Annotated in this window: 7 protein-coding genes; all 7 read right to left on the reverse strand. The window is 41.6% G+C overall.

Annotated elements, in window-relative coordinates; all coding sequences use genetic code 11:
- Positions 1-29: 29 nt before the first annotated feature.
- The 7 genes from PQ469_RS18170 to PQ469_RS18200 all read right to left on the reverse strand — a co-directional run bounded on the left by PQ469_RS18170 (position 30) and on the right by PQ469_RS18200 (position 16,170).
- Positions 30-2,825, reverse strand: a complete 2,796-nt coding sequence (locus tag PQ469_RS18170) for a glycoside hydrolase family 2 protein (protein ID WP_274208952.1) — start codon at positions 2,823-2,825, stop codon at positions 30-32.
- Between the two features lie 157 nt (positions 2,826-2,982).
- Complete coding sequence (locus PQ469_RS18175; protein ID WP_274208953.1) at positions 2,983-4,533, reverse strand: FG-GAP repeat domain-containing protein; 1,551 nt, start codon at positions 4,531-4,533, stop codon at positions 2,983-2,985.
- 79 nt (positions 4,534-4,612) lie between these two features.
- A complete protein-coding gene (locus PQ469_RS18180) occupies positions 4,613-6,169 on the reverse strand; it encodes an FG-GAP repeat domain-containing protein (RefSeq protein ID WP_274208954.1) in 1,557 nt (518 codons plus the stop codon).
- Positions 6,170-6,187: 18 nt separating this feature from the next.
- Positions 6,188-7,429, reverse strand: a complete 1,242-nt coding sequence (locus PQ469_RS18185; RefSeq protein ID WP_274208955.1) for a vanadium-dependent haloperoxidase — start codon at positions 7,427-7,429, stop codon at positions 6,188-6,190.
- Positions 7,430-7,517: 88 nt separating this feature from the next.
- Positions 7,518-11,132 (reverse strand): VCBS repeat-containing protein, encoded by a 3,615-nt coding sequence (locus PQ469_RS18190; RefSeq protein ID WP_274208957.1) that lies wholly within the window; start codon positions 11,130-11,132, stop codon positions 7,518-7,520.
- Between the two features lie 82 nt (positions 11,133-11,214).
- A complete protein-coding gene (locus PQ469_RS18195) occupies positions 11,215-12,978 on the reverse strand; it encodes a RagB/SusD family nutrient uptake outer membrane protein (protein ID WP_090645550.1) in 1,764 nt (587 codons plus the stop codon).
- A gap of 24 nt (positions 12,979-13,002) precedes the next feature.
- Positions 13,003-16,170, reverse strand: coding sequence for a SusC/RagA family TonB-linked outer membrane protein (locus tag PQ469_RS18200; protein WP_274208959.1), 3,168 nt, complete (start codon positions 16,168-16,170; stop codon positions 13,003-13,005).
- Positions 16,171-17,054: the final 884 nt, after the last annotated feature.

Raw genomic sequence — 17,054 nt, forward strand, 5'->3', positions numbered from 1 at the left:
GCGTTTTTGTTTAAACAATATTTATATCATTATTTTGAGGATAAGACGATAGTCTGCTTATCTAAATTCCAGCCTTCCAGTAATATGGTTGGGGTTCCGCTGCCTAATCTGGCTGCCGGGGCAGTTACCGATAGGGTTATGCTTTCGTGCGGGGCCAGGGTAAAATAGTTGCCCGTCCAGTAGCTTGGCATAATTTCTTCGCCGTTTTTCATCAGTTGCGGGCGAACAAAAAAGGCCAGTTTATTTGAGGTGTTGGTGAATTGAACGGTCCATTTACTTTCTACGGTACCTTTTTCGGTTTTGATAATTTTGGCGCTTACCTGTGCATGTTTCATATCGTTAAGCGTTTTGAATTCATCTGTTGCAGATAGCCAGTAAGCATTGTGCGATACCGCTTTGCCTGCCGATGTTTTCAAATTAAGTATCACAAAGCTTACACCTTGTGTACCTGCCAAAACATCCTTAAGCTGAATGATTTCCTGCACACCATTTGTAGCCAAACCAACATGATCTAACTTAATAGATTTGATGAGTTTACTATCGATATCAAAAACATCGGCAGTAGCGGTTAAACTACCTGTAGCATGGTGCATGCGGTTAATGATAGCCACGCTCGAATTATCGTAGTTATATTGAATATGCACCGGCTCGCAGGCGTTTTGCATGCTGTAGTAGCCAGCGTTTGGCTCCAGGTACCAGTCATAAATTTGCCAGATAACGCTTGGGAGCGCGGCATTCAGTTTCCAAAGCATAACACCACCGGTTTCGTTCAACTTATGGCCATCGGCCTCAAAAATTCCCTGGTAGCCAATGTAGTTCAGGAATTGCATCTTATCCGAAAAATTAACGATGCTGCTTGGTGCGCCATAGCGTTTTACCATTTCGTCGTAGTACTTATCATACTGACCCGCGCCGGTGGCGGCGTCATGATAACCCCAGGTATTATTTAAGGGGAAAGGTAAAGCTTTATCCCACGTTAAATTAGGGATTATCTTAGGCAGCGTGGTGTAAGGTGGTTGCGATGGTAAACCTGTTTCGTCCTTAAATACCCAGTCATGAGCAAGGTTGGCCAGTTTGTAATAGTCTTTAGGATTTTTCCAGGCATAAGGGCCGCCACTGTATACGCCAGATGGCATATCATCCGGCCACGAGCCTTTCCAGCCTTCGGGCAGTTTGGCAAAACCCGATGAACTTGGGATAAACGGACGGGTGCCATCCAGCTCAATAATATCGTTACGCATTTTATCGTACAATTCTTTACGGGCATGGCCTTCGTTACCCCCGGTCCAAACCAGCAGGCTTGGGTGGTTACGGATACGATAAATAGTGCTCTGTACATTTTTTGTAAATACGTTGCCTTCCAAAGGCCAGTCCGGCGAGCCTTTAAACTCACCCTGCGTATCGCCGGTGATCCAGAAGTCCGACCAAACCATCTGGCCATATTTATCGGCTGCATTCCAAAACGCATCAGGTTCGGTAACTCCGCCGCCCCAAATACGCACCAGGTTAACGTTGGCATTGCGGCACAGGTGCATCTCGTAATCATACCGGGCCGAATCGCGGTTTACCATCATATCGGGTACCCAGGCGCCTCCTACTAAATGTACCAGCTTGCCATTTACATAAAACTGGCGGCGTACAAAGCCGTTCACTTTTTCGGCTTTTGATGATACTGTGCGCACCCCAAAAACAAAAGTAGTATCGTCGCTTATACCTTTAGCATCGGCATATTGCAGGCGGATACGGTATAAGTTAGCCTTACCGTAGCCATTTGGCCACCATAGTTTAGGCTGATGAACAATCAGCTGACTAATATTATCGGCGTTTAAATCAACCGCTTTACCCGAGTTTGCAGGAACAGAAACTGCTTGCGTAAACTGCGCAGGTAGCCCTGCAAAGTTTTCGGGTTTTATGCTGATGGTTAGCCTACCCGCGTTGGTAACTGAAGTGTTATTTGATAAAGTAAGTTTTAAAGATAGTTTAGCAATACCTGTGTCTGGCAGGTTTGGTAAATTGGTTACCAATTTTGGCCTGCCTATAGTAACTGCGCCCGTAGTACGTAAAAAAACCGGCTGCCAGATACCCATATTCCTGTCGCGTACAGGCGGAATCCAATCCCAGCCGGCAGAGCAAAGCATGGTAACGTTTTTGCCAATATCGCCGGTAGGGCCACCGTTTTCATAGAATGGGCCAAGGGCCTTTAACTGTTCTTTTGCCGGATAACCTGCATAATCCAATGGGTAAATTTTTACAGCCAGCGCGTTTTCGCCACCAGCGTTTATAGCTTTACTAACATCCAGGTTGTGCTCGGCAAACATGCCGGCCATTTGGGTGCTATCGGCAATTTGTTTGCCGTTTAAATACACTGCTGCGCGGTAGTTGATGCCTTTAAATATCAGCTGAAATTGCTTGCCTTTATCTGTCGCTGAAACTTTAAATGTGGTACGGTACCAGTAAGGCTTTTTCCATGGATTAGGATCATTGGGTAAATGGCTGTATTGCTCCAGGTTATATTCTTTATTAAATTGATCTGATGCATCAGGGATCAGCATATTATTTAATCCCTGGTATGGATCGGGATAAATTTTATTGGCCACCAGCCCCGTTAACACGGTTGAAGGTACCCTAACCGGAAACCAGTATATGGACGAATGGTATTGGATACTTGATAACTCGGCACCGCTGGCGTTAATCAACGCTGAAGATTGCAAATCAAAGTTAACAAGTTTAACCTGCTTTACAGGGGCAGTTTGAGCCGACAAAAAGGCGGGCAAAACAGAGGCTGCAACAACACCAAATACCGCATTAATAGTTTTTTTCATCATAATGATTTTTTAACAGGGATGCCCGCCGGCCAATCAATGAATAGGTATCGAAACACCCATTGGGCAATAATTAACAACGGTAAAACTAATTAACAATCGGCAGGTTGATATTGTACTTATTTATCATTTTATCATACAAATGATACAAATGCAACTTTCAGTGGCTCTTTTTGGCAATATTGTGCAATACGGTGATGGGTGAATACATGTCCCAGTTAGGATTGTAATCTTTTTGGTTGATAAGTCCTTTTGCGCCTACCGAAAAATTACCCAAAACTATATCCATGTTGCCATCGCCATCAATATCGTTCACATCCATGGCGAGCCAACGGCCATAAGGGTTAACCGGGATTTCGTGCACTTTAAATTTGCCAGGGCTTGTTTGTTCATGGTAAGTAAAACCTTCGGAAGGATGGTATTTAAAATCGGGGAAGAAAGCGATAACGGCCAGGTCAAGATCGCCGTCATGGTCAAAATCTGCGGCCATAGCCTTTGAGCATCCGTTTATATGGTAAAAATAAGTTTGTTTAAACTTCCAGTTGCCCTGGTTGGTAAAAATATATACCCCGTGGTAGGGCTTAAATATAGGCGAGTAATCATTATTATCGCCACAGGTATACAAAATATCAGGTTTGCCATCGTTATTAAAATCAATGAACTGGAAACTGCTTGATCCATACACGGATGGAAAACGCACCAGGTTTTGCGTAGTAAACCCTCCTTTTTTGTCATTCAGAAATAACCACACCCCCTCATCAGCCTGGGCAAACAGGCATACAATATCGGGCCAGCCGTCATTGTTGTAATCATCTATATAAAGCTGACTTGGCCCCGGCATTGCCCTGATGATTTTTTTTGTGAATTGATGTGCCGGTTGTTGCTGCACCAGGAATAGGCCACCTTTATTGTGGCCAAATCCGCAGGATACATAATCCATTAAACCGTCTTTATTAAAATCGGCGTAAGCGCTTTTTACCGGCCTGGGCAAGCTATCGGTAATTAAAACCGAGTCTTTACCCTTTAATTTACTATTAAGGTTAATGCTGATCAGTTTCCCTTTGAGCTGATCATTAGGGGGTAATACTCCGATACAGGTAATAACCGCGCCATTAGGATTTACAGCCGTTTTAAAAAATTCAGCGTCAACCACCGGCGACTGGAATTTTTTGACAACTGTGGCGTTGAGGCCGCTATCCCATTTATAAAGCTTATCGCCCGCCCCCCCGGTGTAAAAACTTTTATCATTAGGGTTAAACGCAACCATGGTTGTCATGGCTATACCATCAGCTGTATCCGTCTTTGCCGGTCGTTTTAGGCTAAAAATAGCCCAATCTTTCACCGCATTGGGCTTAGGGATAACCAATTTATCGGGCGCAGCGCTTTTGTAATACATGACAATTTTATGCCAATCGGCGTTTGATATGGCTGATGATGAGTATACCAGGTAGTCGCCCATAAAGGGCCTTACCCCAAACTTAGCCGCCATGGCAGGCAAAATACCTTTATCCCATGTTGCTTTATCAAGCAAAGATGCATCTGGCGCCTGGTGACAGGTGGAACAACGCTTTTGAGCCAGTTGCTTGCCCTCCTCAATATACCTTTCATCGTCTGCCTGCCCATTATCCCTATTGCAACTGCCGCACAGTGCGAGCGAAGCAAATAGCGCAATGATTAATGAATAGAAAAAAAACTTTTGTTTATTAATCATTTACACTTATCCCGTTTTCCGACGCAGTTTTCAAAGCTTGAAGATAGACGCTTATTTATATACTCTATTATAGTAAAACCTATTTTTTTGTATGATTTTCAAGCACAATCAGTGGTAAATTTCTATCCCATTGCGGTTGCAGGCCATGGATGAATTTAAACCCGTCGGCATAATTACCTAATATAATATCAAGCTTACCATCGTTATTTAAATCGGCAGTTTCCATGCACATCCAGCGGCCATATTTACTTACAGGCACAGCGTGCGGTTTAAAATCAAACGGCTTGTTTTGTTCAAAGTAAATAAACTCCTCCTGTGGTGTGTTTTGCATATCGGCAAAAAAGGCTATTGTTGCAATATCAACGTCACCATCGCCATCAAAATCAGCTGCTATTGCTTTGGTACACCCATTTATCGGGTAAAAATACTTTTGTTTAAAATTCCAGTCTCCCGCGTTGGTAAAAATATACAGGCCATGGTAGGGTTTCAAAATGCGCGAATCATGGTAATTATATCCGCAGGTATAAACCAGGTCAAGATTACCATCGTGATTCATATCAACCAACTGAAAACTGGTTGAACTGTTTGTTGGCGGGAAAGTAAGTAGTTTTCTCGTCGTAAATCCGCCTTTCTGGTCATTTAATAACAACCACAGGCCTTCGTCGCCTGTGCCCGTTAAAACCATCACGTCAGGCCATCCATCTTTATTAAAATCGCCTTTTAAAGCTTGTACCGATCCTGCTTTATTTAAAATAACCTGCTGGGTGTAGGTTTTGTCCTTATTTTGAACCAACATATAAATACCGCCCTTTTTATCGCCCTGCCCGCATACTACAACGTCGTTCAGGCCATCTTTATTAAAATCCCCCACAATGGTTTGCACCGGCCGGGGCAAATCTGATGCGATATAAGTTTCAGAAGCGTGAACGTCTTTAGCGTCGAGATTAAGCTTAACAATTTTGCCGTTAGGGAAATCAACAGGTGCCATACGGCCAATAGCTGATACAAAACCAATGTTACTGCCTGCTTCTTTATCAAAACTGATATCAACGCCCGCCGATGGCATTGATGCCAGCGAATCGGCTTTTAAATTACTATCCCAGCTGTATAATTTTTCGTTAACGGCATCGGCACTATACAGCTTTTTGGTAGCCGGGTTATAGTTTATGGCGGTAGTAAAACTGGTTGAACTAAACGCCGAAGGCTTTTTTAACGTAAACCCGGCCCAGTCTTCAACCAGCGGCGTAGGTTTTTTGCCGGGCAACAGCGTATCGGGCGCAAGCGTTTTGTAATAATTAACAATAGCCAACCACTCCACTATACTTGCACCGGTTGTATCTTTAGCATCCTGTTTAAAAAACTGCCCTCCGTAGGTAGAAATTTTGAGCATGGGTGCCATACTCACCAATACGTGATTTATCCAGACATCTTTTGGCAAGGCATTTATCGGTGTTAATGCATGGCATCTTGTACATTTCAATCGTACCAGGTTTTCGCCATCTAACTTTACATTACCGGTTAATTTATAGGGCTCATTTGTTTTGGGTTTGCAGCCATAAATCAACGTAGCAAACGATAATAAAACTGTAAATAAAAGCAGGTAAGTAGTAGCCAGGTATTTTATTTTGAAGTGCATATAAAGCGTTAAGTACCGTTATTTTTTTAATTTAAGTTTCTTCCAGATGTATTCGCCAACTTGCCGTCCTTGTACAGCTCCCTGGTCAACACTGTTACGATAATGAATACCGCCGTAAAACCGACTTATAGATGTTTCGTCGGACGCTTTTAAAAACGAATCGAAATGGCGTTGCATGCCTATATATTTTAAATCGCTGGTATCCTGGTAAGCAAAATTATCGCCAAACAAGTGGGTAAGCATTACTGCCGATGCAGCGCTGATATCGCTATGTCCGCTTGGATATTCGGGGAATGGCGGTGTTTGCAGCATAGGCAGCCAGTCATGGTCAATTTTATCGTTAATAACCGTAACCGGTCTTATATAGTTGGTTTCATATTTAACCTGCCAGCCGCAAATAAAAGCATCAAACAAGGCTATGGAAGTAAGCGCATAAGTCTGTGCCGTTTTTAAAGCATCAGCATGGGTTTGTTTGCAGGCAATAGCTGCAATGCCAATCCAGTGGCCGCCAGGCGTTATCTTCTTGTTGGCAAACATCATGTGCCCGTTATGCTGAATTACAAAAGGATTATCGTCCCAAAAGCGGGCTATAGTAGTTTGCTCGGGGGTTATGTGTTTGCTTAATTCGTACACTTCAACAACCTGCTTAAAATATGGGCTATTTTTGTCGTCGCTAAAGGCGGGCGGCGGCGGCAATTTAAATTGAGTTGAAGTATCAACAGCAAAAGTATGCATAGTACCCCAGCAAAACTCAACACCATCAAGGTAATCTGGGGCCGTAGGGCGCCATTGACCAGGGCCGTCGTTACCCAAAAAACGAGGTTTGCCACGGGTTTGCGGATAATTATCAACTGCCGAACGTTTCAGGATGAATTTACCCATTTGCGTGCCAAATGCTATTGAGCGGGCATAAGTAGAATCATCAAGGTTGTCCTTGTACATGGCATAAACCTTATCTTCATATTTCTGCAGCGTATCTACCGAGAAGGTGATTTTGTGGGCTACTGTAAAAAAAGCCTTGGTTGCAGCCAGCGTAAAATTATATTTTAAATCTTTTTTTGGCTTCGGCGGATTGCCAAAACCCTTTAGTTGCGCGGCTATAGAATTATAACTGGTATCAGAATAACGCTCGGCCTCGTAAGCCGCCAACGTGGTATAGCCATAAATACGGCTTGCAACAGGCGGTGTAAACACATCATAAATGATAACCTGCGTTAACTGATCAACGTTGTTATGTAACACGTCCGCGTCTTTTAACAAGGGTGTTGTTTTTTTCTGCCCGCAACTATAAATCAAAAATAAGCATGCAACGGCTAAAAGTATTTTAAAACATCTCATAAACAAGTAATTAGTTAAGCTGTACGGTTCGTTGGTGGCCATAGCTATCAGTTATTGTTACTGATGCCATATTACTTTCAATATTAAAGAATCTGCCTGACTGCGACAAGAAAGAACTACCATTATAAAACTCTTGCCTGGTCATTTTTCCATTTTTATATTTGATGATTGCAAAAGCATCCAACGGCTGTAAAGCAACCGTTTTAATGCTTCGGTTTAGCTCAAATAACTTCAGGGCATCCCGGTTTTGGGTTGCTGCAAGCATATAATTCCCCTTGGCGCTTCTTAATTTAACAAGGCCTTTGCCATCGCCAGGTATGTATAAACCGCTTTGTAAAATACTTAAGGGTTTAAAACCACCTTTGCCATCACCTTTTAGCACCAGTCCGTTAAATGCATCGTAGCGGCCTGTTGCAACCTCGGTACCGTAATCATTGCCGCTCAGGGCTACATCAAGGTTGCCGTCGCCATCAAAATCATCAACGGTAATACCGCAAAGTTCAGACTGCTGGGCATCAATTGGTAACGGCGTCATTGTAAATTTACCGCCACCATCGTTGCGCAAATAGCACGACTGCAGGTAGTTTACCTTCAGACGGATAGCACCTTCGCGCATTTTCGGGGTGATTATCGAATCCATAGGGGCCACAGCAAAAGAGCGGTAGTTTTGGAATTTGATACGCATGCTAATCATTTGCTTTACAATATCATCGCGCCCAAATGCCGGGAACTCCTGCCTTACTCCGTCCTGATCTTTTAAAAAAACCGATGGAAAGGCGTCATAACTATCATTATTATCAAAATCTTTAGCTGTTATATAAATAGGATATTGGTCTGATGCTTTGTAAAAAGTATTCAGGCCCGTATTGCCTACAATGTAGTCGATATCACCATCATGATCAAAATCGCCTGCGGCAATGGTATTCCACCAGCCTAATTTATCGGCTACCCCAGTGTTGTTTGTGACGTTTTTAAATACCCCTTTTTCATTTTTCAAAAAGGTTATAGGCATCCATTCGCCGGTAAGTATTAAATCGGGCCAGCCATCGTTATTAAAATCGGTAAAGGTGGCATCACATACCAGACCGATATTTTTTAAAGCGGGCGCCACCGCAGCAGATACATCGGTAAATTTGATAACACCATTTTTACTGTCGTTACGCAAAATAAAGCTGGATACCGGTTTTGGATAATTCCATGGATCAACCCGGCCCGATACAAAGAGGTCAAGCTTGCCATCATGGTCAAAATCAACAGACTTTACACACAATTTACTGGTGAGATTTTTGGGCAAAGCATCTGGCTGAAGTATAAAATTGCCCTTGCCATCATTCAGGTAAAACCTATCCTGGTAATTGACGGAGCCTGGCTGGGTTTCAAATCCGCCACTGGCGATATATAAATCAGGATGGCCATCTCCATTGGCATCAAACAATAGTACGCCTTCATCTTTATTACCAGCAACCTGCGACAAATATGCCCCCATATCCATTGGGTTTAAAGCTGGGACCTTTGTTTTTGATTGCGGCAGCAAATTGCGCTGAATAAACTTGCCACTGGCCTGTTGCAATAATAATTGCGCCGGATACAAAGTTGTACCGCCAATTACCATATCGTCAAAACCATTACCATCCACATCGCCAACGGCTACTGCCGGCGTGTACTGCGATAATTTATGCGGTATTAATTTTTGAACGTTAAAGTCGATATAATCTTTTTCCTGGTGCTTATAACTAATGCCTGCCGATTTTGTTATCTCGCGGAAAAGCGCGCCTGTGTTTTGGGCCGGGAGTTTAAACGAATAAGGCTCGCGGGCATCTGCCATGCTTACTTTAAGTGTTTGGTTGGCCTTTACATTTTTCAGCACCTGTTTTTTTCCGTTATCCCAACTGATTACAACAGAGTCTACCTGGGATACGTTACCAAGGCCAAAATGGGCTATGTTTTGGATGGTAGACAAATAGCCACGGTATGGCGTGTTCTCATACACCTGCTGCTGGCCGTGATTGTAATAAATATTGGCAAACGCCCCAATGCCGCCAAGGTTTTGCGGACCGCCTTTAAATTGTATGTGTAAATAGTTGTTGTTGGTTTTATTTTTATCGCGGGCAGTATTCCTGTAAATAAAGGCTTCATCATCAATATTATTGATAATCATGTCCATAGCGCCGTCATTATCCAGATCGGCGTACGCCGCACCGTTTGAAAACGATGGCGTGCCAAGGCCCCATTCTTTAGTTACATCGGTAAATTGTAGCCCGTCGGTATTTTTAAATGCATAGTTTGGTATTTTTACAATCGGAATCTGGTCAAGGATTTGTTTGTTTGACGCGATTGCAAAAGCGCTGTTCCTGAAAGTAATAAAGTCATGATCGGTAACATCGCGCGGATAACCATTGGTCACGATCAGATCTCGTAAACCATCGTTATCAAAATCGGTAAGCATTGGGCCCCAACTCCAGTCGGTTTGCCCCACACCGCTTAAAAAAGCTACTTCACTAAAAATTGGTGCGCCTATTGAATCATTCTGGCCCAGGCGCGGGCCTTTATTTATTTGTAAGGTATTGCGTGTATATTGGTATTGTTGGTTATAGCGGTCGAAATTTTGAAATACCTGGTAATTGTTACCGGGCATAAACATCTTTTTACGATAGTTATCCTCGGGATTCATATCAACTTCAAATGCATCAACCAGCCCATCATTGTTAACATCTTCAAAATCCTGCCCCATTGCGCTAAATGAGGTATGCTTAAAATATTCTTTCGATCTATCTGTAAAAGTACCATCGCCATTGTTGATGTACAGTATATTATCAGGTAAAAAATCATTGGTTACATATATGTCCTTCCAGCCATCTTTGTTAATATCAACAATAGTTGTAGCATGCCCGTAACCTTCAATGGTTATTCCTGCCTGTTTTGACACGTTTGTAAATACAGGGTGTTTAAGCGCGGCATTCCAATCGTTACGATAAAGCCTGCCTGTACTTTTGTGACTGCCATCTTTTATAGTAGGCCTAAAGGTACTTTGATTGTCGCTGGCTAACGCTTCATTAACAGTAACGTACATATCCAGGTCGCCATCATTGTCATAATCAAAAAACGATGCCATGGTAGAGTGCACGTTAATATCCAGGCCATACTCTTTACCCATTTCTTTAAAAACCGGTACGCCATCTTTGTCAACACCCTGGTTTACGTATAACAGGTTGATTCGCTTAACAGAATCGTCGAGCAAAGTGTTACAAACATATATATCGGCAAGGCCGTCGTTATTAATATCTACAACTGCCACTCCCCTGCCCCATCCGCCTTTGCCGCCAACCCCGGCTTTTGCGGTTACATCTTCAAACTTCATGTCGCCCTTGTTAAGATACAGCCTGTTTGATAGCGTATTGGCAACAAAATATATATCCTGCAAGCCGTCGTTGTTAAAATCGCCGATACCTACCCCGCCGCCATTGTAAAGATTGAGCTTGGTAAGGGGGTTTATTTTATCATCTTCAACAATGGTATTGCTAAAAGTAATGCCCGATTCTGACGAGGGTATTTGTTGAAAAAGGGCCGACTTTTTACAGGCTGATAAAAACACAAGCAGGCTGAAAAATATATAGGTATACTTCATGAATTTTGGGCAGTAGGCTATAAAAAAAGGTGGAGAAAATTATCTCCACCTAAATTAGAATAATTGAACCGGTTATCAAAAATTAATAACCAGGATTTTGTTTTAAAACTATTGGGCCTTTTGAATTTGAAATGTCAATTTGGGCCTGAGGGATAGGACGATACTCATCCTGATTTTGCGTAAAATGAGCATCCTTCAATGTGATGTCAATTGATTTATCGCTCGCAAAGAACGCATTAATTTCAGCAGCCTGATAAGCACTACCCCAACGTTGTAAATCGAAGAAACGGTGACCTTCCATAGCCAGTTCAATTTTACGTTCAAAACGAACAGCTTTACGTGCATATTCCTGAGTCGCGAATACGGTATACAAACCAACTTTATAATTAGCAGCGGGTGTAGTTTGAACCGTATAGATTGATTTAGAAGCGTCATAAGGTGAATTTAAATAAACCCAGCCACTGGTAATTTGAGCACGGGCACGTACCTTGTTTACAAGAGTCATTGCAGTTACAAGGCTACCTGTTTCAACTTCGCATTCTGCTGCCCATAAAATGATATCAGAATAACGGATGAGGTTAACATTGTTTGATGTACTTAAAGCAGAGGTCCAGGTATTTTCCGTACTTGTGTTAGTACCAACCTCACTTTTTGAATACACATTCTTTTTAGGGCTGAAGTGACCGTCTGATCCTGGGTTACGAATCCAGGCATCGCCAGGGTGTGGTCCCCAATCAAGGTAAGGAATGCCTTTACGACCCATAGTAATATCAATACGAGGATCTAATGTACCAGTATAAGTAACATCAGTTACAGCAGGTGCTGAGTTAAAATCATCAAGTAATGGTAAGCCAGTTACCGGGTCTGTTTTATAAGAGTTTGCTAACCATTGTGACGGGTTAAAGAAACCGCAGCAACCACCAGGACCACCATTATAAGGAAAGTTCAAGTTATCACCTTGGTTACTGTTATTACCCAATGAACCATCATTTACAGAAGCTTGAACTGCGAAAACCGACTCGGCACTGTTCTTCTGACCTGCTTCAGGACTGAAATTTTGCTGAAAGTGATCATTCAATGCATATGTTTGACCACCTGCCGTTTTACCGGAAGTCATCAATGTAGCTAACAAAGGTTTTGCATCTGTGTATTTAGACTGCGCCATATAAACCTTTGCCAAATAAGCCATTGCAGCATATTTATTAGCACGACCTCTTTGAGGCTGAGTTTCGGGAAGGTTGTCCATTGCAAATTTAAAATCCGCTTCTATCATTGGATAAATGTCTTTATCGTTTTTGATATTTGCGAAATCTGTAGCGGTTTCGTCTGCATAAGGTACCATAAAGAAATTACGGCGCAATTCAAAATAGAAGTAGCCTCTTAAAAACCTTGCTTCGCCTGTTATTCTTTTAACATCATCAGCCGAAAGATCCTTTGCGTTTGGAATTCCTCTCAAAACATCGTTAGCACGTTGAACACCATCATATTGCGCGGCATACTTACCTACTATGAATGAATTTGTGGCCGGTAAAATAAATGTAGCTACCGGGGTTTGGTCATTTGCACCATCTGACGGATCTGAGCCTTTGTATGCATCCCCACCGGTAATACTACCAAACATCCAGTTTGATGGCGCCGCAGATTGCCCCGCACCATTACCACCATAACCATCCAGTTCGGAGTAGGCACCAATTAACAAACTCTCAACACCAGCTTTATTAGCGAGCAAAGCTGGATCTATTTGACCCAATGCCGGCTTATCCAGAAAGCTTTTTTTACACGCATATACTGCACATATTAACAGCAGGCAAAGCGGTATAATTAATTTAAATTGAAATTTTTTCATGATTTTAATCTATTAAAATAGTTGTTAAAACGTAGCCTGTACACCTATTAAGTAAGTTTTTTGATTAGCCGGATAGTTACCAAAATCAATACCGAAGTTAGTGTTGTTGTTCAGGTCAGATGGCTGGATCTCAGGATCTAAACCTTTATATTTTGTTATGGTAAACAAGTTGGCACCTTGTAAATAGACCCTTAGCCTTGATATACCTATTTGTTTAACTTGTGAATTTGGAATGCTATAGCCCAAAGTTAACGTTTTTAACCTTAGGTATGATCCGCTCTCCATATAATATGAATTGAAAACAGCAGTATTGCTAAAGTTTGCAGCTGCAGTTAAAACTGGAATTGAGGCATTTTGATTAGAAGGAGTCCATGAGTTAGCTAAAATTCCCTTTGAAACACCACCTTTAAATACCTGCGGAAAATCTGTCCAGTATTTTACGTAGTTAATATTCTGGTTACCTTTTGAACCGTAGAAGAACGCATTAAAATCAAAGTTTTTATAGTTAGCATTCAGCGTAAAACCATATGTAAAATCCGGGTTAGGGTTACCGAAGAAAGTTCTGTCATCTGTCGTGATCTTACCATCGCCATTGACATCTTTGTATTTAAAGAAACCGGGAGCAGCACTTTCCTGCGTAGGAGAACTGCTTACATCGGCTGCATCTCTGAATAAGCCCTGAACTACGTATCCAAAGAACTCTCCCATTGGCTGACCTGGCTGAAACCTTGTAAATGAACCAATACGGGTTGAGCCGGCACTATTAAAATCGTAGTATTTTTTTCCTTCTGGTAAGCTGACAACCCTGCTTTTATAACTGGTTATGTTACCTGTTATATCGAATTTAAAATCCCTGCCAACATTACCATGGTAGGTAACGTTAAGGTCGAAACCTTTGTTACTGATGTTACCGGCATTTACGAAAGCTGGTGTAGCACCACCGCCTACGTTAGATACACTTGGCTGGAAAAGCAGGTTTTTGATATCCTTTTTGTAAAGTTCAAAACCAATTTCCAGTTTATTGTTCATCACCGTTGCATCAAAACCAATGTTGGTAACCTTGTCTGTTTCCCAGGTAGTAAATTCGTTACCAACTTGTGAACGGTAAATACCTAATACAGCGCTGTTACCGGTTCCGTTAATGTCATAGTATGAATTCTGTGGGTTTGCAGCAAATAAATTAGTAGCATTGAATTTATTAATGTTACTGATAGAACCCAAACCACCGTAACCACCGCGGAGTTTTAAGTCATTTAACCAGCTAACATTCTTCAGGAAAGATTCCTGTGAAATCCTCCAGCCAGCAGTTACCGAGTAGAATGTACCGTAACGATGTGCGGGAGCAAACACTGATGCACCATCACGACGTAAGGTACCACTCAACAGGTACTTATCATTGTAGGCATAATCTAACTTGCCAAAATATGAGTAAAGCCTCAAATAATTGATATCAATATTCTGGTTGCTTTGGCCTGCAGGTGAACCAGTATCCAAATCTACATAAACAGGAGTGGTAGATACAGTATAGTTTGACCTGCCTGCACGCATACCTCTTTGGTTATAGTTTTTGGCTTCTTCACCAATTAAAATTTTAACATCGTGTTTACCAAATTTCTGATTGTAGGTAACCGTGTTTGTCCAGATCCAGGTGCTGGCGTAGCCGGCGCTCTCTGAGAATGTATTAGGGTTGGTGTTACCCTCAGCGTTTTCAACCGCAGTTGGGTTAAAGCTCCAGTAGTAATAATTTTCAAATGTACCACCAATGCTTGTACGGGCAGTAAAATGTTTCAGAAAATCAACTTCGGCAAATATATTTCCCTGCATTGTCCAGTTATAACCTTTATTATCCAGCGCGCGTGTACGTATCGCAACAGGATTTGATGAGTTACTTAAACCGGCTGATTTTGTACCTGCAAAGTTACCCATGATATCATAAACAGGGATTACAGGAGGCTGGCGATAGGTGTATGAAATAGCATTACCTTCATTTTGGTTACCAATTGTTGGGTTATCCTTATGAAATAAGTAAGCATTTTCACCAATGCGGATATGATCACCAATTGCAAAATTTGTATTTACACGCATTGCATAACGCTTAAGATAGGTGTTAAGCAACGTACCTTTTTCATTAAGGTAATTTACCGACATTAAATAACTCGATTTATCGCCACCACCGCTTGCAGTGATGTTATGGAATGTTCTTGGTGCAGATTTAAACACTTCATGAAACCAATCTGTACCAACTTTATTGGTTTTGGTGATCTGGTTGCTGTTAATGTTATAAGTTGCAGGGTTTGTACCCGGATCGCCTTCATTGGCTGCAGTTGGGGTAATATAATCTTTCAATATTGCGCCGCCGGTACCAGGATATTGTACGCTACCTACTGATCTTTGGAGCGCATCGGCATATTCCTGGCTACCTGCCATACGGAAACCATCGCTAAGCGGTTTTTGACTTCCATAATAAGCATCGTAAGTAATGGTTGCTCTGCCCGATTTACCTTTTTTGGTTGTGATAACTACCACACCGTTTGAACCTTGCACACCATAGATAGCTGCAGAACCCGCATCTTTCAATACCTGGATAGATTCAATATCATTAGCGTTGATATCTTCAAACTTTCCTTGCACACCATCAATTACGTACAATGGGCTTGAGTTACCGGTTGATGTAATACCACGCACGCGCACAGCACTACCACCACCTGGCTGACCACTATTGATTACAGTAACACCTGCCGCCTGACCTTGCAATAACGCTGCTGCCTGGCCGCCTGGTACCGTTTTTAAGTTGGCAACGTTAACAACAGCAACCGAACCGGTGATGTCTTTTTTACGTTGCGAACCGTAACCTGTTACCACCACCTCATTCAGTGCATTGCTGCCTGCAACAAGTGTAACAGTGATGTTGGTACTTGCACCAATTTTAACTTCCTGGCTTTGATAGCCAATGTACGATACCACGAGCGTTTGGCCCGGGCTTAATGTAAGGGTGAATTCACCGTTAACATCAGTTACTGCGCCTGTAGTAGATCCCTGGATGCGTACCGACGCTCCAATGATCGGTAATTTGTCATCGCTGCCGATAACTTTACCTTTGTACTTTGTTTGGGCTGTAACTACCAATGAAGAAACCAGGCAGCATAATAGCACGCCAAGCATTCTTCCTTTTAGGAGTAAACTTTTAAACATGAGATTGAGATTTAGTTGATTAATATATTTGATTTAAGATCTTGGACGATTTTGGTGTTTTTTAAGTTTGCAGTTGAACTATGACATGCCTCGTCATGATTTTTTTGGTGAGAACAAAAAAATCATGAGGCTTGACAGCATAATGCTGACAGGTGAAATTTGAAGATTTTAAAATGTTGGAATGTAAAAGTCTTATCATATGTGAACTTCCTGTAACAAATTTAACTTATCCCCGTTACCCTGGTTTCACGCCTCTTAAAACTTAAGTGTACGTGAACAATGTTATAATACTATCAGAATTTGTATGGTTCCTGGCATTCCAGAAATTTATATTGGCTATGCATCTAATGTAAAGAGAGTGTATTGTTTACACAAGTGAAAAATGAAGATTTACAAATTAATTATTTATAAACCCTAAAAGACAATAAAATTACAAATTGTGAATATTTTATTAATAAATCATTAATAAAACCCCATATTATTTAAAAATTATGCAAAGGTTAAATAACCACACAACAAACAATTTGCAATTGAGGAACGCTCTAATCGCGCATCTTTAATGCAGCTGCCTTTAAACCTCCATTTTTTTTACTGTATTGATGCTATAATAATGTTACAAAAGCCGGTGAACCTTAGTGTTAAAATATCATCATGATTTAGCAAAAATGTCATTACAACATTTATTATTCTATTGGTTTTTAACTGTAATACAAACATTTATAAATAAAATAATAAGTGTTATGCCAACATTTCTTAATTTATAAACCCGTGCAAACAATGTCAAAAAAAACCTATTTATAAGCAAAAAAGCACCGCACTTTAAAACGCGCGGTGCTTTTTATATGATGGACTTAGTTATATAACCAATGAACATCGGCCATATG

Source organism: Mucilaginibacter sp. KACC 22773, from assembly GCF_028736215.1.
Taxonomy (GTDB): Bacteria; Bacteroidota; Bacteroidia; order Sphingobacteriales; family Sphingobacteriaceae; genus Mucilaginibacter.